The 21,709-nt window shown below is 67.6% G+C and carries 19 protein-coding genes; 6 read left to right on the plus strand and 13 right to left on the minus strand.

Annotation, left to right across the window (positions count from 1 at the left end; genetic code table 11):
- Positions 1-89 precede the first annotated feature (89 nt).
- Entirely contained in the window at positions 90-1,295 is a 1,206-nt protein-coding gene (locus DN051_RS02185) for a cytochrome P450 (RefSeq protein WP_112437782.1), read from the plus strand.
- A gap of 146 nt (positions 1,296-1,441) precedes the next feature.
- Here DN051_RS02185 and DN051_RS02190 read toward each other — a convergent pair whose 3' ends face one another.
- The 9 genes from DN051_RS02190 to DN051_RS02245 form a co-directional block, all read right to left on the minus strand.
- Positions 1,442-2,506, minus strand: a complete 1,065-nt coding sequence (locus tag DN051_RS02190) for a type III polyketide synthase (RefSeq protein WP_053762625.1) — start codon at positions 2,504-2,506, stop codon at positions 1,442-1,444.
- Between the two features lie 750 nt (positions 2,507-3,256).
- Positions 3,257-4,048 carry a thioesterase II family protein gene (locus tag DN051_RS02195; RefSeq protein ID WP_112437783.1) on the minus strand — a complete coding sequence of 264 codons (792 nt, stop codon included), beginning with the start codon at positions 4,046-4,048 and terminating at the stop codon, positions 3,257-3,259.
- Between the two features lie 1,054 nt (positions 4,049-5,102).
- On the minus strand, positions 5,103-8,438 hold the full coding sequence (locus tag DN051_RS46320; protein WP_246040860.1) for a hypothetical protein: 3,336 nt from the start codon (positions 8,436-8,438) through the stop codon (positions 5,103-5,105).
- Between the two features lie 49 nt (positions 8,439-8,487).
- The gene (locus tag DN051_RS02225; RefSeq protein ID WP_162624798.1) at positions 8,488-9,954 is read right to left on the minus strand and encodes a CATRA conflict system CASPASE/TPR repeat-associated protein; all 1,467 of its coding nucleotides are present in this window, start codon (positions 9,952-9,954) and stop codon (positions 8,488-8,490) included.
- Entirely contained in the window at positions 9,935-10,462 is a 528-nt protein-coding gene (locus DN051_RS47725) for a CATRA system-associated protein (protein ID WP_425471717.1), read from the minus strand. The genes DN051_RS02225 and DN051_RS47725 overlap by 20 nt, the downstream gene beginning before the upstream one ends.
- 179 nt (positions 10,463-10,641) lie before the next feature.
- Positions 10,642-11,115 (minus strand): VOC family protein, encoded by a 474-nt coding sequence (locus tag DN051_RS02230; protein ID WP_053762620.1) that lies wholly within the window; start codon positions 11,113-11,115, stop codon positions 10,642-10,644.
- A 493-nt stretch (positions 11,116-11,608) separates the two neighbouring features.
- Positions 11,609-12,496, minus strand: a complete 888-nt coding sequence (locus DN051_RS02235; RefSeq protein WP_112437790.1) for an NmrA family NAD(P)-binding protein — start codon at positions 12,494-12,496, stop codon at positions 11,609-11,611.
- A 277-nt stretch (positions 12,497-12,773) separates the two neighbouring features.
- Positions 12,774-13,337, minus strand: coding sequence for a TetR/AcrR family transcriptional regulator (locus DN051_RS02240; RefSeq protein ID WP_053762618.1), 564 nt, complete (start codon positions 13,335-13,337; stop codon positions 12,774-12,776).
- 425 nt (positions 13,338-13,762) lie between these two features.
- Positions 13,763-14,503 (minus strand): SOS response-associated peptidase, encoded by a 741-nt coding sequence (locus DN051_RS02245; protein ID WP_112437791.1) that lies wholly within the window; start codon positions 14,501-14,503, stop codon positions 13,763-13,765.
- A gap of 308 nt (positions 14,504-14,811) precedes the next feature.
- Between DN051_RS02245 and DN051_RS02250 the strand changes: the two genes are divergently transcribed.
- The 3 genes from DN051_RS02250 to DN051_RS02260 all read left to right on the plus strand — a co-directional run bounded on the left by DN051_RS02250 (position 14,812) and on the right by DN051_RS02260 (position 16,387).
- Positions 14,812-15,540: a hypothetical protein gene (locus tag DN051_RS02250; RefSeq protein ID WP_112437792.1), complete on the plus strand. Its 729-nt coding sequence runs from the start codon at positions 14,812-14,814 to the stop codon at positions 15,538-15,540.
- A 185-nt stretch (positions 15,541-15,725) separates the two neighbouring features.
- Positions 15,726-16,004: a type II toxin -antitoxin system TacA 1-like antitoxin gene (locus tag DN051_RS02255; protein WP_112437793.1), complete on the plus strand. Its 279-nt coding sequence runs from the start codon at positions 15,726-15,728 to the stop codon at positions 16,002-16,004.
- Positions 16,001-16,387 carry a fic family toxin-antitoxin system, toxin component gene (locus tag DN051_RS02260; RefSeq protein WP_112437794.1) on the plus strand — a complete coding sequence of 129 codons (387 nt, stop codon included), beginning with the start codon at positions 16,001-16,003 and terminating at the stop codon, positions 16,385-16,387. The genes DN051_RS02255 and DN051_RS02260 overlap by 4 nt, the downstream gene beginning before the upstream one ends.
- A 192-nt stretch (positions 16,388-16,579) precedes the next feature.
- Here DN051_RS02260 and DN051_RS02265 read toward each other — a convergent pair whose 3' ends face one another.
- Both DN051_RS02265 and DN051_RS02270 read right to left on the minus strand, forming a co-directional pair.
- Positions 16,580-17,503, minus strand: a complete 924-nt coding sequence (locus DN051_RS02265; protein ID WP_112437795.1) for an NADP-dependent oxidoreductase — start codon at positions 17,501-17,503, stop codon at positions 16,580-16,582.
- 2 nt (positions 17,504-17,505) lie between these two features.
- On the minus strand, positions 17,506-17,991 hold the full coding sequence (locus tag DN051_RS02270) for a nuclear transport factor 2 family protein (RefSeq protein ID WP_112437796.1): 486 nt from the start codon (positions 17,989-17,991) through the stop codon (positions 17,506-17,508).
- Between the two features lie 190 nt (positions 17,992-18,181).
- Between DN051_RS02270 and DN051_RS02275 the strand changes: the two genes are divergently transcribed.
- Complete coding sequence (locus DN051_RS02275) at positions 18,182-18,973, plus strand: LysR family transcriptional regulator (protein WP_246040861.1); 792 nt, start codon at positions 18,182-18,184, stop codon at positions 18,971-18,973.
- 109 nt (positions 18,974-19,082) lie between these two features.
- Here DN051_RS02275 and DN051_RS02280 read toward each other — a convergent pair whose 3' ends face one another.
- Together DN051_RS02280 and DN051_RS02285 are read right to left on the minus strand one after the other, a co-directional pair.
- Complete coding sequence (locus DN051_RS02280) at positions 19,083-20,051, minus strand: DNA polymerase Y family protein (protein WP_112437797.1); 969 nt, start codon at positions 20,049-20,051, stop codon at positions 19,083-19,085.
- A gap of 199 nt (positions 20,052-20,250) precedes the next feature.
- Entirely contained in the window at positions 20,251-20,460 is a 210-nt protein-coding gene (locus tag DN051_RS02285; RefSeq protein ID WP_063797295.1) for a DUF6417 family protein, read from the minus strand.
- A 385-nt stretch (positions 20,461-20,845) separates the two neighbouring features.
- On the opposite strand from DN051_RS02285, the gene DN051_RS02290 reads away from it, so the two are divergent.
- Entirely contained in the window at positions 20,846-21,706 is an 861-nt protein-coding gene (locus DN051_RS02290; RefSeq protein WP_112437798.1) for a class II fructose-bisphosphate aldolase, read from the plus strand.
- Positions 21,707-21,709 lie beyond the last annotated feature (3 nt).

Consider the following 21,709-nt stretch of genomic DNA (forward strand, 5'->3'; position numbering starts at 1 on the left):
CGTGCGACTCCGACGGACAGGGCATCCATGGCCCGTCCAGCCGAACAGGTACCTGATCCACAGGTCAGACTCACTACCTGGAGTTTTGCATGGAACCAGAGTCCACCGCACGGTACTGCGCATTCGACTTTGCCGAAGCCCTTGAATTCGATCCGACGCTCAAGCAACTCCTGGACGCGGAGACCATCAGCCGTATCCGGCTGCCCTACGGAGAGGGTGAGGCCTGGCTCGTCACCCGCTTCGAGGACGTACGCACGGTGACGACGGACCGTCGTTTCAGCCGTAAGGCCATCATCGGCCACAACTTCCCGCGCATGACTCCTGAGCCGATCGTCCAGGACGAGGCGATCAATGTCATGGACCCGCCCGGCAGCAGCCGACTTCGCAGTCTGGTCTCCAAGGGCTTCGCTCCCCGCCACATGGAGAGCATGGAGAGGCGGGTCCAGCATGTCGTGGACGATTTGCTGGACCGGATGGCGGAACACGGTTCACCGGCCGACCTGATGGAGCACCTGGCGGGGCCACTGCCGCTGACCACCATCTGCGAAGTCCTCGACATCCCCGAAGCCGATCAGTCACAACTGCGCGCTCATGCGCGGACCATGATGGATGTGGGCCTCGACAACAAGGACAACGCGGTGAAGGCGAAGGCGGAACTCCGCTCCTACTTCGCCACGCTGACGGCCCAGCGACGAAAGAACCCCGGCGACGACCTGATCAGCACGCTGGCCACCGCCCGTGACGGGGACGAGATCCTCAACGACCAGGAACTGACCGTCATGGCCATGGTCCTGCTCATCACCGGGCAGGACACCACCACCTACGAGATCGGGAACATCGTCTACACGCTGCTCTCCCGGCCAGAAGAACTCGCCAAACTGCGCTCCCGCCCTGAACTGTTTCCGCAGGCCATCGAGGAGATGCTGCGGTTCATCCCCTTCCGGAAGGGGGTGGGCATTCCCCGGGTGGCCCTCGAGGACGTGGAACTGGGCGGCGTGACGATCAGGCGAGGAGACATCGTCCACGTCTCCTACCTGACGGCCAACCGGGACGACCGGAAGTTCGACCGGCCCGATGAGCTGGATCTGGAACGCGCCACCACCCCGCACATGACGTTCGGCTGGGGTGGGCACCACTGTCTCGGTGCCCCTCTCGCCTCCGCTGAGATCCGGATGGCCGTCGGGTCGCTTCTGGAGCGCTTTCCGGACCTGAAGCTGGCCAAGCCCGCCGACGAGGTGCGCTGGAACACGACTTCGATCTGGCGGTATCCGCTGGCACTGCCCGTCGCCTGGTGACGACAACTCGTGCCGGGGCCGACGGCTCCTGCCAGTCGATGCCTGGCAGGAGCCGTTGCGGTCGCCTGCCCCGGACGAGGTCGCAACGGGGCGGCAGGTCGAGCCGCGGCGAGGGAAGGACTTCAGCCCTCCGCTAGGGAAGGACTTCAGCCCTCGGATTCGGATTCCGAAACCCAGGTTCCCAGCGACATCTCTGCGGTGATGCCCGGACCAAAACCGGCCATCAGACCTCGGTGTCCGTCGAGAGCCGATCCCTCGTCGAACATGCGCGACAGGGCGTCGAGGACCACCGCGCTCGCGATGTTGCCGTACTCCGTGAGCGTGGCCCGGCTGAAGCGAAAAGCCTCGGCCGGCACGTCGAGGAAGTGACTCAGGTCATCCAGGATGCGCGGACCTCCGGCGTGGATGACGTAGAAGTCCATCTTGCTCGCGTTCCAGTCGTGCTCGTCCGCGAGAGCACACAGCACCGGAGCCAGTGGCTCCATGGTCCCGGGCACGCGCTTGTCGAGCTGGAAGTGGAACCCCGTGGAACGCACCGCGTAGGAGATCCAGTCCTCCGTGTTCGGGATGAGGTACGAGCCGTTGCGTTCCAGTCGCACCCCGGTACCGCCGCTCCCCCGGACCACGACGGCGGCGATGCCGTCACCGAAGAGGCCGTTGGACAGCAGCGATCCCACGTCCAGGTCGGTGGGCTGGTAGCACAGCGAGCAGAACTCGCAGGCGATGATGAGGACGTTGGCCTCGGGGTAGGCCTGGCAGAAGTCGTGGGCGCGGTTGACGGCGGCGCCTCCCGCGGCACACCCGAGCTGGGCGATCGGCAGCTGCCGCGTCTCCTGACGGAAACCCATCTTGTTGATGAGCCACGACGTCATCGGCGGCATCATGAAGCCGGTGCAGGAGACATAGACGATCAAGTCGATCTGCTCGGCTTCCAGTTCGGCCTGCTCGAGCGCCTGGCGTACCACCGCGGGTACGCGCTCCTTGGACTGCGCGTCGTAGACGGCGCTGCGGGCATCGAACCCCGGATGTCGCAGCACTTGTTCGATCGGCTGTATCAGATGTCGTTTCTGCACCCCTGTGTTCTCGATCAGGCGGAGCGCCAGGTTGATCTGCGGATGGTCGCCGTGCAACCTCCGCGCCAACTCGAGGGTTTCCTCATTGGTGATGACGTACTCGGGGACCGCGATCGCTGGTTTGCACAAAACCGCCATTGACTTCCTCCTAGCGGAGAACGGTCACACCATGCGGGCCTGGCCGGAGCCGAGGGACAGACCTCTGCCAAATGGCAACCGCACACCGCCACAACACGTCGTCCCGCGTGCAACAACCACAAGCGGGATCCATCAATCCGACGTCAATTTCCTGGGTACGGGCGCGGGTAGACCTGTCATACGCTGCAGTTTCTTCGTTTAGTCGGAATTCTCCTTCGCAGCGCCGGATTCACATTACGGCGGCCGCGAGTGAGCCGCATGTCGAACAGATCGCCATGCAGATGCGCACCACGGGTCGCGCACAATTGCCCGACCCTCCTGCCGCAACCCGTCAATTCCTGCAACTTCACCGCCGATATATCCGGCCGAACCACCCCAATGGGCCAACATATGTTTCCATGCGGCAGCCATTTAGCTATTGAGGCATTTCCGATCCGGTTGAGCAGCCGAGGGCCGACATCGCCACATCGCCCATCCGCGGACGCGTCCCCGTTCACGCGGCTGTTCGAGTGATATCCGAACATAAGTTCCGAACTGGTGATCTTCTACTGTGACTGCGCATCAACTGGGCGCCGACCCTCTGAGCAGCAGGAAATCCCCGTCGCTTTGCTTCACGGCTTGCGCGCTGACACACCTACGCCCAGATCGCCGTACGGCCACCGCCGCACATAGCGGTGGCCGTAGTGCGACTGGCCGCGGTCCAGATGAACCGAACCGCGATCGCATTCCAGGGAGGGCGGCGCGGCAGCGTCAGGCCGTTGCCGGAGTGGCTGCCTTCACCCCGAGGCGGGCGAGCACGTCCGCGACCAGAGGCGCCGTTCGGTCGTCCAGATAGAAGTGCCCACCGGGAAAGGAGCGTGCGACGAAGGTCGACCGGGTCACCGCGGACCAGGCGTTCACCGAGTCCTCATCGATCTCGTCGTCCTGGTCCCCGTAGTAGGCATAGACGGGTAGGTCCAGAGTGGGCGTCGGGACGGACGCCGCATACCGCTCGATCAGGCGGTAGTCGGCTCTCACCGCCGGAAGGAACAGTTCCCGGAGCTCCTCATTGGCGAGGGCCTCCGCGGTCGCGCCGCTCATTGCGATCAGATCCTCGACCAGCTTCTCGTCTGTCGCATCGGCGAGATCCCGGTGACGGTTCCTGCCCGGCCCTGCCCGGCCGGAGACGAACAGCGCCTCGGCCCCGGCGGCACCGGGCGTCCTCGCCAGGCGAACGGTGACCTCGAACGCCACTGAGGCGCCCATGCTGTGACCGAACAGCGCCAGTGGGCTGCCGGTCAGGGTCGCGCAGGCATCCGCAAGCGGCTCCGCCAACTCCTCCATACGTTCAGCGGGCGGTTCGAAGAGTCGGTCTTCCCGCCCCGGATACCGCACTGCCAGAAGTTCCACGTCATCAGGCACAAGATGAGCCCAGGAACGGAAGGAACTGGCCGCACCCCCGGCATGCGGGAAGCAGACGAGACGTAGCCGCGGGTTTCGGCTACCGCGTATCGAACGGAACCATTGGGAAGCGCGCGCCCCGCCGACCGACTTTTCCACCATCGCTCTTCTCAGTTGTGACCGCGAACCAGCATTCTCACCCCAAGCGTTCGGGTAGGCATCCTCAGGGGAGACTCTGCCCAAGGCCCCAAGGCCCCCAAAACGGCCGTAGCGGCCGGACGACCGGCTCGGCACGGCCAACTCGGTGTCCTCGCTGGGCTCTCACTCACCGGCACGAAGGCTGCTCACCCTCCCGTCGTCACCAGGAGGATCCGGACGTGCTGGGGCGACGGAAGCGACCGTACAGGTGGACTCCGCCAATGGCCAGTTGTGCAGTCCCCCGCCCCCGGACTCATGTAATTCCGCCGCCCTGGATTCACAGGTAATCAATCAATGGTTTCCCGGGTCGCCTCCGACTGTTATGAACACCACCGGATCATGACGCACGATCCTGACGCGTTGCCGGGCAGCCCTTCGAACGACTCAGCCATCCGTCCATCGGCCGCCCGCGTCGCACCTGGCCGGTGGTCAACAACGTGCGAAGAAATCACTCGCCGCCCGGGGCGGTCAGCGTGTCTGTTGACTGACCGCGGATGACCGGCCGACGCCGCCGCGGCGTGGCGGCCCGCGTTCGGGTGCGGCACCTGGCCGACGCCGGCCCGCTCACTCCCTCGTTCAAGGTGCTCAAGAGTCAGATGTTCACACGTGCTGGCTTCACGTGACTCGGCACGCGACACCTCCACGCCCCAAGAACGTCAGTTGCGCCCGGGATGCTGCCCGCGTCGGAGACAGTGATATCAAGAGGCAGTCGCTGCCCGAGCTTCCCGACATCGCTGCGCACGTCGGCCAGGCTCGCACTGATCCGAGTGCTTGAGGAGGGATCAGAATTCGCGACCGGCTGGGTGCACAGTGCCGACGCCGACCAATGGCGCCAGGAGGTGCGGCAGATTCTCCAGGCGCTCGAAGCATCCACGCGTCACTGACCGTGCCGCGGAAAGCGACGCCGAACCGGCCAAGGTGAACGACGTCGGCTGACCCGGACGAACCGGGGTCAGAAGTGACGGTGACACCCTCGTCGGCAGTCGTCGCGTCTCGGCCGACCGGACCAACCGCACCGTCAGGCACCGTCCCTCCGACCGCTACCTGATGGTGCGGCTCGGAGCCGCGCCCTACCGGCCGACGTGGATGTGCGCAGCCCACAAGCGTGGTTGGTCGGGAAACGTGGCCCGCATGTGACACACGGCATCGTGCAACGCATACGGAGCTCGCCGTAGATCCTGCGGCAGGGCCGAATAGAAGGCCGCGGTGAGCTGCGCCGCACCGAAGTCGATGATCGGCCACAACGTACCGATGACTTGGCGGTAGCCGGCCAACACGAATGCCGACGTGATGTGCAGGGACTCGTCCAGCAGCGGCATTCCGGACTCCATCGTGCTGCATGCCGACAGGAACGCCAGCTCCGCATCGGCCAGGTGCAGCCGGGAACCTCGATCCGCCAGTGCACGGGCACAGCCGCGTCGCGGGCGGATTCTTCGAACAGGGTGGCTGCCTCAGCGAGGATGGCGGTGTCGCCGGTACGCCGGCCGATCTTGGTGAGAATCCGGCCCAGGTTGGAGCGGTACATCGGCGCCTCGTAGAAGCTTGCTGGGACGGACGCCATCGCGGTGCGATTGGCCTCGAGGGCCTCCTCGAGCAGGCTCACATTGTCTTCGGTCTGTTCACTCAGCAGCTGCAGAGCACCGGAGAGATTGGACAGCGCCCGCGCCCGGTCGATGGCGCCTGCCGACTCTGACGCCGCTTCCCTGCCCACCTCCACAGCCTCTTGGAGGCGCGCCAGGTCGCGCGTGACCTCGAAGAGGCTCATCAGCATCCCGGAGAGGTTGGCCAGCCGCAGGCTCCGGGCGTCGCCCTCGGAGACGGCGAGTCTGCCGTTCTCCACCGCCTCAACCAGCAGTGCTGCGTCCTGGGTCCGCTCGCCCAGCAAACGCAAGCCGTTCGCCAGGTCGGCGGCGATCCTGCCGCGTCGGCGGTCGTTCTCCGTACAGGCGGCCAGCGCTTCCCGGCCCAGCTCGACCCCTTCGGCGAGCCGACGCAGGTCGCCGGTGCGCTCGTACTCCATGCGACGCAGGACACCGGCCGCTGCCAGGGCTCGCGCTCGCCCGTAATGTCCTGACGGAAGCACGGTTGCGATCGTGCGAACGAGGGTGATCGCCTCCTCGATCAGGCGTACGTCGTTGGTCTCCTCGAAGGCAACTCGCAGCTCTTCGGCCAGGTTGAAGGCATGCAGGGCATAATCAGGATGGTTCACTGGGAGGGTTGCCAGCAAGGCGCGGAGCCGGTCGAGGGCCGCCATCCGCTGTGCGTGGTCGCCCGTGAGCGTGGCCAGTTCGAACAGATTGTTGGTGTAGGCGCTGACCAGATTGGGATACATCGGGTCGTCGGCCGGGACCGTCTCCAGCAGCTGCCGAGTGCGATCAACGGACTCGATCAGCAGGTCCGCGTCGTGTGTGGCCGCGCCCAGCATGCGTAGGCCGATGGTCAGGTTCGTCTCGTGCGCGGTGTGCTCTTCGGTACCGCGCTGGAACGCGGCCTTCCGGCCGGCCTCCACGGCCTCGGCCAGAACAGTGAGGTCGGCGTCTCGTTCGTACGTGCGCAGCAGCATGACGGTCAGCAGGGACCAGGCCTTGGACAGTTGTGGAGCGTGGCCGGTCGCCTCGCGGGCGGCTGCTATTGCGCCGTCGAGGCTGCCCGTGTCGTTCGTGCGGGTGTATTGGCGCAGCAGGGCGCGCGCCAAGGTCAGTTGGGCGTGGGTGGCAGCCTCGGCCGTTCCCCCGGCTACCGCGACAGCGCGTTGAGCCCAGGCGACCGCCTCGCCGTGCAGCGCGACATCTGCGTCGGTTTCGCCTGCCAGGCTGGTTGTCTCTGCGAGGTTGGCCAGGTGTGTCGACAGGTCGGGGGACTCTGCGCCTGCCGCCCTGACGGCTGCCTGCGCCGTGTGCACGGCTTCGGTCAGGTAGCGGCGGTCCCCAGTGATGTCGTGCAGGCGGATGAGTTCGGCCACTCGGGCTGAGTGCTGTTCCGCTGAGCCGTCCGGAGGTCCAGGGGACCTGTCCGCTTCGGTCCGCAGCTTTTCCGCGGCCAGCAGCACCTTGGTGCGGCTTGCGTGCTCGCTGTGTCCTGGCGGGGTGCCGGCGACGGCGGCCCGGGCTGCCTGGACCGCCTCGGCTGCCTCGGACGGATCTCCGCTGCGCTGGTACGACAGCTGCAGAAGCTCGCTGAGGATCACGCAGAACCGAGGTCGGTTCGGATCCTGCTCGTCCGCCGAGCGGACTGCTGCCCGCGCGGCCCGGACCGCTTCGGCCAGTACCTCGCCGTCCTGCGAGGCGAGGTAGAGGGTCCGGAGGGCGAGACTGTAGTTCGACACATATCCCGGGTACTCCGGGTGCGTATGCTCGGTGAGTCGGACAGCATCCCCGCCCGCCCGCGCTGCCTCCACGATCAATTCGATCGAGGCGGTGACGGTGCCCAGTTGCAGCAGGGCCAGCTCAAGGTTGGAGAGCAGTCGGCCTCTGCCCGGGCTGTCGTCGGTCAGTGCCGCGACGGCCTCGCGTCCGACGTCGACGGCTTCCCGCAGCACCTCGACGTCACCGTCTGCCTGGTACATCGCGCGCAGTGTGATGCCAAGGTTCGAGAGTGTGTTGGGGTCGGCCGTGACGTCCCGGGCCTTCCTCCCTGCATCCACCGCTTCGAGCAAGGCGTCTCTGTCGCTGGTGCGTTCATAGAGCTCGCGCAGCGTCATGCACAGGTTGGACAGCGCCGGACCGCGTAGCCTGTGGTTTTCGGGAACGGCGGTCGTCGCTTGGCGGCACACGTCGGCGGCCTCGCGCAACGTGTGGACGTTGTCGTTGTAGCGGGAGAGTTCCCACAGGGCGATACCCCGGTCGGACTCCCAGGCAGCCGCCTCGACCGAGCCTCGCTGAGCTGAGCCTGCCGCCCTGTTGAGAACCTCGACGACCTCCTCCAACCAGGAATAGTCGGCCGTGCCGCGGTGCAGGGCCCTCAGCACCGCACAGGTCACCACAGGGTCCAGAGGCTCGTGCCCCGGCATCACCTCGGTCAGTACACGTTGTACCTCCGGAAGCAGCTCATGAGTGGACCGTGGAGTCACCGGATCAGGCACGGAACCGATCAGCATGTCCGATGTGAGCATGCCGCTCGGGGCAAGCAGCTCCGCCGCGAGCTGCGCATCCTCGGCGGTGGCCCCGGCGCTCGATACAGCCGCGGTCCGGAGGCAGAACAGGCAGCCAAGTACATGACTGGCGAACGCCACATCGGCAGCGAGGAACGCGTCGGCCGAGGAAGCCAGTTCCTGGCCGTGCAGCGGCTGAGCCGACTGGGCCCGCACCGCTTCGTGGAGTCGAGCCAGGACAAACGACAGCGCATCGCCGCTCATGGAACCCCCTGACGCAGCAAACTGAGCGTCACAGTCTAAACTCGTAGCGTCACCTCACGCCGGTGAACCGGGTAATGGCAACGGCCGTAACGGCGGCGCACATTGCCGCGACGGCAACCGCTGCCACCGCAGACCAGTTCGGGGGCGCCGCACCACCCGCAGCCCACCACCACCCCGTGCTGGCTGCGAACCAGCCGAGCGGAGCGCCCAGCAGGACGGCACCAACGGCATACCGCCACCGGATCCTGCGCGCGGGCCGCTCCCCGCGTGGCCAGTTCAGCACCCCTGCGGGCAACACCAGAGCCACCGCGGCCAGTAGACACACGAGAGGCGCGAGCAGCGGCTTGGCCAGCGGCACCTGGTACGCCAGGCCCTGAATCGCGGCTAGCGCCGTTACCATCGCCCCCAGCAGCGATGCCTGGATAAGGGTCAGTGCCTCCTGCCTGCTGCGCCGCCGCTCGTCCAGCACGGTGGCGGCAAGTCGGGCCAGGTCGTCGGCTCTGCGCCGTGAGGATTCCAGATAGGCAAGCTCGATGCCGAGTTGTTCCTCGAGCCAACTGCCCGCAGCCCGATCCATGTCCACCGGACCGCCGGACGTGCAGTCGTCAACATCCGCCAGCGCAGCATCCATGTTCCGGCGCGCTGCGCGCACCGTCTCCACCATGTCCGCTGCGTCCGCCGCAGCAGCTATCAGACCACCTTGCTCAGCCTGCACGGTGGCCAACGCGCGTCCTGCCTCCAGCAGTTGCCCGAGTGGCGGATCCCCGGAACGCAGCAGATCGACGAGCGTGTCGCAGGCCTGCTCTGTCTCCTCGATGGCGGCGCGGAGCCTCGGCATCGCTGAGACCAGCACATGCTCCTGACAGCGCAGTTTGGTCGAGTGCAACAGATAGCGGGTCAGCGGCGGCAGCGCCCGCCCATCGGTCAACCATGTCCACCTGTCCATGGCTGCCTCGTCCCGCATCTGCCCCATGAGTACCAGACGCCGTGTCTCCCCCGGCGGCAACTCCCCCAGATGAAGTCCATTGCCGGCTCGGCACCAGCCATCGACGTCCGGATGCCCCGGCAGGTACCTGGACACCTCGCTGTGATCCCATCGGGCCGTGTCCCGCCACCGGCGCCAACTACGATCGCCCCGCAACCCGAGGAAGACCATGGCGCCGCCGAGCGCTTGAGCCGGCAGCGGTACGGCCCACTGCTCAGCGAGATCGCCCCAGCCGACCTCGTCATCATTGGGCGCGAGAAGCAGGCTGATACCCACGACATCGTGGGACCGGTAGGCGAGCGCCTCATAGACCGCACCCGGCACCACCCGCCGACGCGCAGCAAGCAGGTCGAGATGATGTCCGCCCACCCCGTCGACCGACCGCAGCTCAACAGGCCGACGCCCGATCGGCTCATCCAATCCGAGCCGCCCAACGGCTTCCCACAGGCTCCCCCAAGCGGCCGCCGCCTGCCGATCAGCCCGAAAGAACGTGTGGGCGACCAACGCGGGCCTAACCGGCGCCGCCGCCACGCGGCTCCCCACCGCCCCCACTGCCTGAATGGCCGCCCGCCGTACCATCAGCCGACCGACCCAGCCGACGCAGCAAACGGTTCACCAGCTCACGAGTGGGCTCAGGAACCTGACGAGGCCGCTGCGCATCAAGCACGTCAGCAAGCCCTTTCCGGACCCGACGTGGCCCGGCCATCAGAAGCTCCCCCTCGGCGCGTGGCAGCAACTCCCCCCGACCACTGAGCGCCAGATCCAACAGCCCCAGCGCCGTGTCCACTCGGCGCCAGCCACGCTCCGGCAGCTCCCAGAGCACGACGCTCTCAAGTAATCCGACGAGTCGTTCCTCACCCATCCTGCTCCTCCCCCGAGGCGAATCGAGACTACGCCATCCACACACAGAATGCCGCCGGCTGCCCAGAGCGGGTTGCCCGAAGGGGAGTGCACCGGACCGCAGTCCCTCGGGCCCGCGCACCGGCCAGTCACGCGTCACACAGGGGTGGGCACAGCCCTCAGGGAATGACGACCACATACGACCGGCGCGGCCGCCGATCCCGCTTCTGGGAACGGCGAAGGCGGCGTGGTCGGGTTCGAACCCCCGGACTTCCCGAGAGCTGGTTGTGCCGCGCTCAGCCCCAGGGGGCTGAACTGACCGGTCGCCATCCGAGCTGGTCGCGGTCTGTTCAGCCCCCTGGGGTGATGAGTGCGGTGTCAGCGGCCGGGGAACCGCTCGGTGATCTCCTGGAGCACCCAGCCGTTGCCGTCGGGGTCGCGGAAGGTGGCGTAGGAGCAGTAGGTGGCGCGGTCGGGGTGGGGGCCGGCGAGGCGCTCCTGGCCCGGGAGCTCGTGGGTGACGTCTCCGGCGTCGTGGCCGTGGTAGAGCACTCCGTTGGCGTCGTGGAACACCTCGCTGACGTCGATGCCGCGGCCGGTCAGCTCCGCGCGGGCCTCCTCGATGTCGGAGACGATGAGGTACAGGCCCTGGGTGGAGCCGGGCGTGGCGGTGGTGAGCCCGGTGCCGAAGATGATCGAGCACTCGGAGCCGGGCGGTGTGAGGTGCACCGCGCGCCAGTCCTCGTTGGCGTTGACGTCCAGGTCGAGGCGGAATCCCGCCTTCTCGTAGAAGGCCTTGGCCCGGTCGACGTCGGAGACGGGCAGCACGATCAGTTCGAGCTTCAGTTCCATGTCAGTTTCTCTCTTTCGTGAGGTCGGTGAGTCGCGGCAGTCGCGAGGCACCGGTTCCATAGGTGTCCAAGTCGGTGAAGTGACAGGTGTCGCCCACCGGCTGGGTCATGTGATCGGGAGGGTGTCCGCCGTCCCGAGTGAGGGAAAACCGTGGCCGGGACCGGCGCTTCGTACCGCGCGTGGGGTTGTTCCGGTCAATCCCTTTGGGGAGTCACGGTGATGGGGGTATGCACTGTCGGCCGGGTCGGGGGACGCTGACCGAGTTGTGCTTGTTCAGTGGTCCGTCGCGAGCGGGCTGCTCAGTCGTGGAATGCCTTCGGCCCTGCTTGCAAGGCTGGTTGCGGCGTTTGCATTCCCGACGACCTCGGGCGACGGCAGCGCATCGACTTGCGCTGGAAGAGGGGCTGTAGGCAGTGGTGGGTGTCCACGACGCTGTGACACGACCGGCCTATGGTCTGCGGGCCCCGTCCTTGCCGAGCCAGCCGACGGCCGACTACGCGTTGGGCTCCGGGTAGTCGAGCTCGAAGGCCGAGCGGTGTTCAGTGATGAACTCCTCGACCGTCGTGAGCGGCTGCCCGTTGATGCGCGGGGCCGTGTCGGTGATGCCCGCCAGGCGGCCCTCCCGCTGGTCGAGGGTCACCGCCTCGAAGTGCTTGAGCTTGGTGATGTCATCTCCGATACCGAGCATCTCGAGGAACGTGACTGCGGTGACCTGCTCGAACGGAAGGCTCTTGTCCAGTACTCGGCTGACCTCGGCCGCGAGCTCTTCGTGGCTGTACTCCACAGGGCCCGTCAGCGCGTAGATCTGCCCGCCGTGCTCTGCGGGCGAGGCGAAGACGTTGGCTGCGGTCAACGCGATGTCGCGGCCGGCGATCGGGGCGAAGCGGCTCTCCTTGTCGAACGGCATCACATAGCGGCCGTAGCGGATCAGTCCGGATATGTAGAGCAGCCACTGCATGAAGAACGTGACCCTCAGGTGAGTGGTGGGGACTCCCGACCAGTCGAAGATCTGCTCGGAGAGCCAGTGGTTCTGCGTGGTCTTGCTGTGTGCGTGGGGTCGGGACTGGTAATGCGACATGTTCACGATGAGCTCGAGGTCCCGCTCCTTGGCGGCCTGAGCGAACATGACCGCGGCCTCGACGAGTCCTTCACCGATCGGATAGTTGAAGTAGGCGCGCTGGACGCCCTCCATGGCCTTACGAACGTCGCGGAAGTTGAGCAGGTCGCCGAATACGACTTCGGCGCCCTTGTCACGCAGTCGCTGTGCCCGCTCGTCGTCCGTGCGGACCATGGCGCGCACGTGGAAGCCTTCGGTGAGCAGGTAGTCGACCATGGGCCGGCCGGTCTCGCCGTTGGCTGTCGTGATCAGAATCGTGGTCATTGCTTCCTTCTTCTTCGCTTTTCTGGTGCTGCCGGTGCAGGGGCCTGGTCTCCTGGCGCTGTGCCTTCCGGGAGGGCCGCAGAAAGCGGGAGCGCAGGAATGGACTGGGTGCGGTGCGTCCTTCCGGTGGGGATGAGATGTCCCTCTCCAGAGCCGGCCGATGCGTCACCCGGTGGGTATCACTGCCGGCGCCGAGCCGGCGCCTGCATTTAGATTACGAGTGACATCTAAAAAGGGCAAGGGCCCCCGCCCCCCTTTTTTTTGCGGCGGCACACGATCAGCCGGTCGCCGACAGCGCCTCGTGTGCGGCTTGGAGGATCTCGTCGGACAGCGGGGAGTCGTGCGTGGCCCGAGCGAGGAGCAGGGCGCCCACCATGGTGGCCAGGCGGACCAGACCATCGCCTTCACCCTCGGCGCCGAGCCACTCGGCGAAGTCACGCACCCCGTCCGAGTACACCCGATGCGCTGCCGGGTTCCCCGGATCACGGGCCATGTCGACCGCGAGCCCGGCCGAGGCGCAGCCGTCGGCCGCGTCGTCGCGATGCTCGGCCGACAGGTACCAGTCGATCAGTGCCCGGCGGGCCGCGTCACGCTCCCCACCGTGCTCATCGTCCGCCTGCGTGCGACGCCCCTCCAGCTCGACGAAGGCTCGGGCGGTGGCCTCACCGACCAGCGCTTCTTTGGAGGCGAACTGCTTGTAGAACCCGCCGTGAGTCAATCCGGCCGCCTGCATCACGTCAGCAACGCTGATGCCGGTGCCCTTGTCCCGAAACAGCCGGGCAGCGGTGGCCACCACACGCTGCCGATTCTCCTGCGCCTGAGCTTGCGATACACGTCCCATCGGATCCCCACATTCAAATAGATTTCGAGTGTCACCTATCCTAGACGCCTTCTGGTCGGCACGGACCCGGCACCGCACTGCCCGGTGGACGGCATGCCACTGCGCGAACGAGCCTCAACGAGGGGTGTCGTCCATGTCCCGTCGAGGACGGGGCGGTCCCCGGGGGCGTAGACACGTGAACCCTGGCGTGCGAGTGGGACCAGCGGTCTACGCGGCGGGACCTCTTCCCTGTCGGCGTGACGCTGCAGATGGAGGGCAATGGGGCAATGGCTGCCACTGTGCGCCATCGCTTGCTCGCTCTGCTCGATCCGGGGTCGGCAGGTCCCGGTCGGCTTCGGCTCCACCGAGACCCCGCCGGGCCACCGCCGCCGCTGTGTACAGGTCCTCCGGCGGTCCGTGGTCCTCGTAGCAGGACGGTTGCTCGCCTACGGCGCGATCTCCTCGATAAGCTGCGGGCCATTGTTGCGGACGCTGTTGACCGCGGTGGAAACGGGCCGGGCGTCCAGAACGCCACCCGCGGGCTGGGTCAGCAGCCCTCGCAGGTCGCCCGGATCCTGGCGCTCGGGGTCCAGCCAGTCGTCGTAATGGTCGGGGCTGAGTGCGAGCGGCATGCGGGGGTGGACGCGGCCGGCGGCGTCAGTGGCGTCCATGGTGATGATGGTGCACGTCGTCAGCCAGGCGGCGGGGTCGTCGTCCTTGATCTCCGGGTTGCGCCAGTACTCGTAGAGGCCGGCGAGCGCCATGACCTGATCGTCGGTGGGGTGGATGAAGTAGGGCTGCTTACGGACTTTGCCGGTGGCGGGGTCCGTGGCCTGCTGCCATTCGTAGAAGCCGTCGGCCGGCAACAGGCAGCGGCGCTTGGCGAACGCGCTGCGGTAGGCGGGCTTCTCATGCACGGTCTCCACCCGAGCGTTGATCATCCGCGCGCCGATCTTCTCGTCCTTCGCCCAGGACGGCACGAGGCCCCAGCGCAGCGGCCGCAGCTCTCGCCCGACCGTCGCAGCATCGTCCCCATCGCGCGGGGTGCGTTCGAGGACGGCCCACACCTGGTCCGTCGGGGCCACGTTCCAGCTCGGCGCGAGAGTCTCCTCGGCTTGCCAGTCGGTGACCTGGAAATGCTGGACCAGGTCTTGAGGACTGCGGGTGGATGCATAGCGGCCGCACATGCAGCCACTCTCCCACCGCCGCGGTGCCCGCCGCCGCGCCGACGCGCGTGCCGGCCGCGCTCGGTGGGCGAGTGCGCACAGGTCAATACTCTGCGCAGCCGGCTCCATCCGGCGCCGGCTGCGAAGGCCGGAACGGTCCCCCACGAGGTGCTGGGCCCTAGCGGTCGGGACGCCATCGCGGCTACGTCAGCGGCCTACCCTCGGGCCCACCAGGCTGCCGCCAACTTCCCCTGGACACAGGGGAGTTGGCTGGGCAACATAGAGGCGCCACTGCTGTCTGCGTCGGCTGAAAGGTCACGGGAACCCGGATGGACGTCGGCCCTGAGAACGTTCCCCGTGAGTACCGGATCAGCCGGACCCAGGTACGCGCCCTGGTCACCGCGTCCGTCGGTGGTGCGATACCGGTCCTGATTCCTCTCTGGGTCCTTGACGATCTTCCGCTCCTCGCAAGGACCGTCTGCAGCATCCTGCTGGTCACGCTCCTCACATGGCTCATATGGAGTGCGCGGCGTTGCGCGACGATGGCGGACATCAAGGCGTTGAGGGTTCGCGGCGTTCTCCTGCGTCGCAACCTGGCCTGGGAGGACGTGCAGGAGCTGCGTATCGAACCCAACCCGGGCGCGCTTACTCAAAGTAACGCGCCGAGCGTGGTCGTCTGCGCCTACGGACGAGACGGACGCAGGCTTCTCCTGCCTTACATCGACGATCACCATGTGAACGTCGAGCGCGAGTTCGCGACGCTTCAAGCGATCTGGTTTCGGCTGCGCGGCTCCGACTGGGCACCCGACCCGGCTGCGGCCGTTCTCATCGACCGCTCCGACGCACGGCAGTCCGCTCTCGGGTGCGGAATCGGCGCGATGTTCCTGTCGATCATCCCGGTCACTCTCATAGCGCTCCTTCCCCTGTTCGTCGACATGCCGGAGATCCTGAGCACCCTGGCATGGCCCTGGGCCTTCCTGATCGGTCCTCCCGCTGTCTTCTTGCTGACCATGTTCACCGTCTACCGCCGGAGCCTGCGGCGAGTCCCACCCCGGTGAGGACAGGTCATCGTTGCTGCCGGTGGGGACGGCACATGAGGGCCCAAGTCAGTCAGCGTCTGATCCGTCGGGGGCCCGGACTCCCGCCGACGGCGGGCAGCCGGGCTGTGCCGGCGGCTGCGGCCTTTGCGGGACGCTCAGGTGGTATCACTGGTATCGTCAATACCATGTCGGATCCTAAAGCGATGAGTCTGCGCTTCCCGGACCCCGCGCAGCGGGCGGCTATCGCGGCAGCCGCCAAGCAGGCGGGCGTCAGCATGCAGGAGTACATCCTCTCGGCCGCCTACGATCGCGCGACCGCCGTGGAGCAGCGGTTCATCAAGGGATTCCGGGCATCCATGGCCCGTAGCGGCGCGGCTTTCGCGGCCGAACCCGGCGGTGCGGATCCCAGCGCTGAGCAGCGGGCGGCCGAACAGGAAGCGCAGCGGGAGCTTGAGCACCAGAAGCGAGGCCACGCCGCGTGACCGAGCAGGAGCCGCTTCACCCTCTCGACGTCACGTTCCTGCTGCATGCCGCTGAGCTGCTGGACGGCGATCCGCAGGTCGACGACTACGGGCCGCTCTACGCGGCTGTCGCCCGTGTCAATGCCAGGGCGCTGGAACACGACATCTACGGATCCGTGTACCTCAAGGCCGCCGCGTTGCTGCAGACCTTGGCCAAGCTGCCGTGTCTGGAGCACTCCAACGAAGCCTTCGCCTGGCACGCGACCGAGGCCTATTTGATCCTCAACGCCCGCGACCTCGACTATCCGCCGAAGGCGGCCGTCGCGCTTGTACGCGATGCGGCCTCCGGAGCACTCGGCGTCGCCCGGATCGGCCGGCAACTGCGCGACTGGGCCGTCGCCTGATCCGAATCCACCGGGCGACGTGCACCAGCGCCAGGGCATCGTGGTTGCCAACTCCGCTTTGAGCCCGCATCAGCCAGGACGGCAACCGATCACCGCTGCGTCGAGTCCGCTGCGCCGGAGGCGTTCACATTCGCGTGCTGCTCATCGATGGTTCTCTGTCGGTGTGGGCCGCAGAGCATGGCGAACCGGCCCTCAGCCGAGCTCAACAACGATCTTGCCGGGGATGCCGCCGGCCGCCATCGCCCGCTGCGCTTCGGCCGCGCGGTCCAGCGGGTAGGTGGCGCCGACACGGACAGTGAGCCGGCCGGACTCGGCGAGGTGGACGAGCGCGACGAGGTCGGAGCGGTCGAGGCGGCAGAACACCGAGTCGACGCCGGGCACGCCGGTCTCGGCGACGGATGCCGCCCGAGCCCCGGTGCGAGCAGCGGTCGCGTTCCTGGCGAGCGTGCCACCACCCACGGTGTCGAGGACGGCGTCCACTCCCTCGGGAACAAGGTCCCGAACGCTCTCCGCGGCACCTGTCCCGTAGGAGACCGGTTCGACTCCGAGGGTGCGCAGATGGTCGTGGTCGCGGGGGGAGGCGGTGCCGATGACGCGGGTCCCACGTGCTTTCGCAATCTGTACGGCGAGGGAACCCACACCGCCGGCCGCTCCGTGCACGAGCAATGTCTCGTCCGGCTGGACGTCCAGGATGTGCACCACGGCCTGATAGGCGGTCAGTCCCGCCAGGGGAAGTCCGGCCGCCTCGGCACATCTCATGTTGCGGGGTTTGCGGACGAGGGTACGCACGTCGGCGGAGACCAGTTCGGCAAGCCCGCCGTGGGCGCGCTGCACATCGCTGCGGACGTAGCCGATGACTTCTTCCCCCACAGCGAACTCCGGGGCCGCGAGGCCGGGACGTTCCACGACCCCTGCGATGTCCCAGCCGGGTATCACCGGGAAGTACGTCTCGACGGCGCCGTCGAGTGCCCCTGCCTGCAGCGCCAGATCGGCGGGGTTGAGGGCTGCCGCCCGTACCCGCACCAGGACGGAGTCGACGTGCGTCTTGGGTTCGGGCAGCTCGGCCGGTTCCAATACCTCCGGTCCGCCGTAGCGGCGGTAGACCATGGCCTTCATCGTCAGTTCCCCGGGACCGCTATCGGCATGTCCATGAGGACGCGATGGTTGACGATCTTCCACTCGCTGCCGATGCGCCGGAGGTCGGTTTCGTAGTAGCCGGACTCGACGGGCCGCACCGTCCCTTGGGCCCCGAATGCCCCCGCAGGCCAGCCGTGAACCGGACGCGGAGAGGCTTGAACCGCGAACACGACGAACTGGGCGCTGAGACGGGCGCTGTCGCCGTTGACCTCGATGATGTGATCAGAGGTGGTGTGATGGCTGGATCCGCCCTCCGGGTGCGAGGCCATCAGATGCGTGACCGCGTACTCCACGCCCGCCCCGCCGATCAACGGCTCTCCGAAGGGCTCGTAGTCGGATCCGGTCCTGACGAAGATCTGGACGACCGCGTCGTCGGTGAACAGAGCACCTTGCGCCTTGCCGTCGCGCCGGTCGGTCGCCCGAACATACCGGGCCAGGACCTCTTGAACCCTTCGCTCGTCGCTCATCGAACACGCTCCATTCCTTATCGGTTCCGGGCCCCTCGGTGGCGGGGTCCGGGCGGAGGCGGCTGCGAGGAGGGAAGTGCCCCTGCCGGCCGCCACACACAGTGGATCAGGAACGCGACTCGGGAACCATGACGATTCCGATCTGGGACGATACCCTGAAGGTATGGATCGGCTGGAGACCCGGGAACTCGTGTACTTCGTCACCGTGGCTGAGGAGCTTCATTTCAGCCGGGCCGCGCAGAAACTGGGTATCGCGCAGCCGCCCCTTTCCCGGGCCATCACCCGGTTGGAGCGCCGCATGGGAGTCCGTCTCTTGGAGCGCACCAGCCGCCGGGTCGAGCTCACCGAGGCGGGCCGTGTCTTCCTCGACGAGTGCCGCGGCCTGCTTCAGTCCTTGGACGCAGCGGTGCGTCGCACGCAGCAGGCGGCCCTACCTCCCCGGCTTGTCCTCGCGGTCCGCCCCGGGACCGGGTCCGGCGTGCTCGCGCAGCTACTGCGCGCCCATGAGGGTGCCGATCCCGACCTCGTCTTCACCCACGACCGGGTTGCCGCGCTGCTCGAGGGCACCGCAGACGTCGCCTTGTTGTGCGCCGGCACCGACGACCTGGCTGGCTTGGAGACCTGTGAAGTGGCCCACGAAGGCCCCATCGCTCTGCTGCCTCGCGGCCACCACCTGGCCCACCGCGCCACCGTGACCACGGCCGAACTCCGGCAGGCCCCCGCCTTTCGCGAGCAGTGCCCGCCACTGGGCCTGGACGAGATCCTCGATCGGGTCGCACTCGGCCAACTCGTCACCGTGGTCGGTTCGTCGGTCGCCGATCGGCTCGCACGCGAAGTGACAGCTGTCCCGGTGACGGATCTGCCCACCATCACGCTGGTCCTGGGCTGGCGACGACAGGCACTGCGACCGGAGGCCATTTCTTTCATCCGCACCGCCCAACGGGTCACGACCCGACAGGCCCGCATCCCAGACACCGCGTAGGTTCCGCGGGCGACCGGAGGAGAACCACCCCCAGCCGTTCCGCCCGCCGGCACCTCTGCGCGGGTCCTGCGGTCCGCCTCCCTCACCCCCACCTGCCTCGGTGGGTGGACTACGAGGCGCGGCGGAAAATAGCGGCCGGGCCGATGATGCGGGAGCCGAACTTGTCCCGGACCCGGTCGACGGCCGCTTCCGCCACCAGTTGTGCTTCGCGGGCGTCGTCGAGGCTGATCTGCTGCGCGACCTGCCCTGCGTCGACGAGGTCCTCGCCCTTGAGGGCGAGTCCGGTCAGACGGCCCCGTTGCAGGCCGGCGGCATCCATCAGCTGGTAGGCGAGGGCGCGCAGGTCGTCGTCGTGCGCGGACGGCTCCCGCAGACGGCGGGTCTTCTCCCATCGGGTGCCGCCGGCGAAGCGCAGGGTGAGGGTCAGGGCGCGAGGCGCCTGACCTCGGCGGCGCAGCAGCAGTCCGAGCTGGACGACGAGGTCGAGCAGGGTGGCGCGGACTGCGGCGCCGTCCAGGATGTGGTGGTCGAAAGTGTGGCGGACGGTCGCGGCCGGCGGCAGGGTGCGGGGGACGACGGGGCGGGGGTCGATGCCGCGGGCCCGGTCCGCGGCGGTACGGCCGGCGCGGCCGCCCAGAAGCCGCTGGACCGTCGCGGGCGGGACGGCGGCGAGCAGGCCGACGCGGTGGATGCCGTAATCGCGCAGTATCTCGGCCTGGCGCGGCCCGATGCCGTGCAGGGCTTCGACGGGCAGCGAGGCGAGCCATTCGACGGCCTCGCCGGGCTGGACGGCGAGGATGCCGCCGGGGTGGTCGATCCGGGCGGAGGCGGTGGCCGCGACGGTGATCGAGGGCCCGATCCCGACGCGCACGTCGACTCCCAGGCGAGAGAGCGTGCGTACCCGCAGGACCTCCGCCAGGCGGCGACCGTCGGCGCCGTGGTAGCGCAGGGCGCCCTTCAGCTCGACGAGCGCCGCGGTCGGTGGCAGCGCCTGCACGACCGGCGACAGCTCCGCCAGCAGCTCCAGGACCTGCCGGTAGGACTCCTCCGGCAGCCGGTCCGGACACCGCACATGCATCACCGTCGGCTCCTGGCCTGCCGGAACGTCCGCAGTCACGGCGCTCACCTCCCACACCCACGATATCGAACATAAAATCGAACACGCGAGGGTGCGGCGAGTAGATCATGAGCGCGGGCTGAAATCGGGCGGTCGCGGTCAGCCGGGCATCCGGCTGCGCAGCCTCGACCGGTCGCCGCGCGAGGTCCCGGGATCCCGGTCAGTTCTCCGACGGGATGCCGGCAGCGATCTCACGGGCCAGCCGGTCCGCCTCCGCTGACACCTGGCCGTCCTGCAGCACCATCGTCTGCAGAAGCCACAGCAGGTCGTGTGCCTCTTCCACGGTGAGCCTGGCCAGGCACTCCACGGTGTGTTCGGCGGGCGCGAAGTCCATGTCGTCCAAATCAGGGGGCTCGTAGTCGTCGTTCATGGTCTGGGCAACGTACCCGTGCGACGGCCGGTCACGCGCCCCGAACACGCCGCCTCCCAGGGACGGCGAAGGCACCGGCCGGAGCTTGCGGACGAACGTCCGTGGGTCGTGAAGGGCGGTCGCCTACGCGGCGAAAGGCACTGCGGGGCTTCAGCCGAACGATCTTCCCCGCAGGCAATAGGTGAGGCCCGGGGACACTGTCCCCTCCACGACCACGTAGGCCACAACACCCCCGGGGCGCCGGTTGTTCCCCCGCCCGTCGCGACCGTTCGCCCGGCCCGTTCGAGGTACGCCACGGGGTGTGCACCGGACGCGGCCCACAAGTGGCACGGTGTGATGCGCGGGCGTGGAATAGAGGTGGCGGGGGCGGAAACGTGGAGGCGCCGTGGGTGTGACACCGCTGACCCAGATTCTCTCCGGGCCATTCACCGAGCGCTACGCCGTACCGGCTATCAACGTCTTCAACGACCTCACGCTGGAGGCCGTGCTGGCGGCCGCGGTGGAGAATCAGTCACCGCTGATCGTTCAGACCTCGGTCAAGACGGTCAAATCCATCGGCAGCGACGTGCTCTACGCCATGTGGACCGCGATGACCGCCGGCATCGAGGTGCCCGTCACCCTGCACCTGGACCACTGCCCCGAACGCGAGGTCATCACCGAGTGTCTGCGACGCGGGTGGAACTCGGTGCTCTTCGACGCCTCCAAGCTGCCGGTCGAGGAGAACATGCGACAGACCGTAGAGGTCGTCGCGGAGGCTCGTGCCCACGGGGCCGCCGTCGAGGGCGAGATCGAATCGATCACCGGTGTGGAGGACGGCATCGGCAGCGACATCGCCGCCGAGCAGCAGGACCTCGCGGTCGCGCTGGAGTTTCTGCGGACCACACAGGTCGACGTCTTCGCACCGGCGATCGGCAACGCCCATGGGTCGTACAAGCAGGCGCCCGTGCTCGATGCGCAGCGCGTCTCCGACCTCGTGGCGGCCTATCCGATCCCGATCGCACTGCACGGCGGTAGCGGATTGTCCGACGAGCAGTTCCGCGACCTGATCTCCCGAGGGTGCGCGAAGGTCAACATCTCGACCGCCCTCAAGGAGACGTTCATGAAGTCGAATCTGGCCTTCCTCGAAACCGCGGCGGAGCGGCAGAAATGGGATCCGCCCTCGCAGTTCAGGGCGGTCCGTCAGGATGTCGTCGAGTTGGCCGGTTCCCTGATGAGGCTGTTCGGCAGCGCCGGGCGGGCGGGCTGAGAC

Source organism: Streptomyces cadmiisoli (genome assembly GCF_003261055.1).
Classification (GTDB): domain Bacteria; phylum Actinomycetota; class Actinomycetes; order Streptomycetales; family Streptomycetaceae; genus Streptomyces; species Streptomyces cadmiisoli.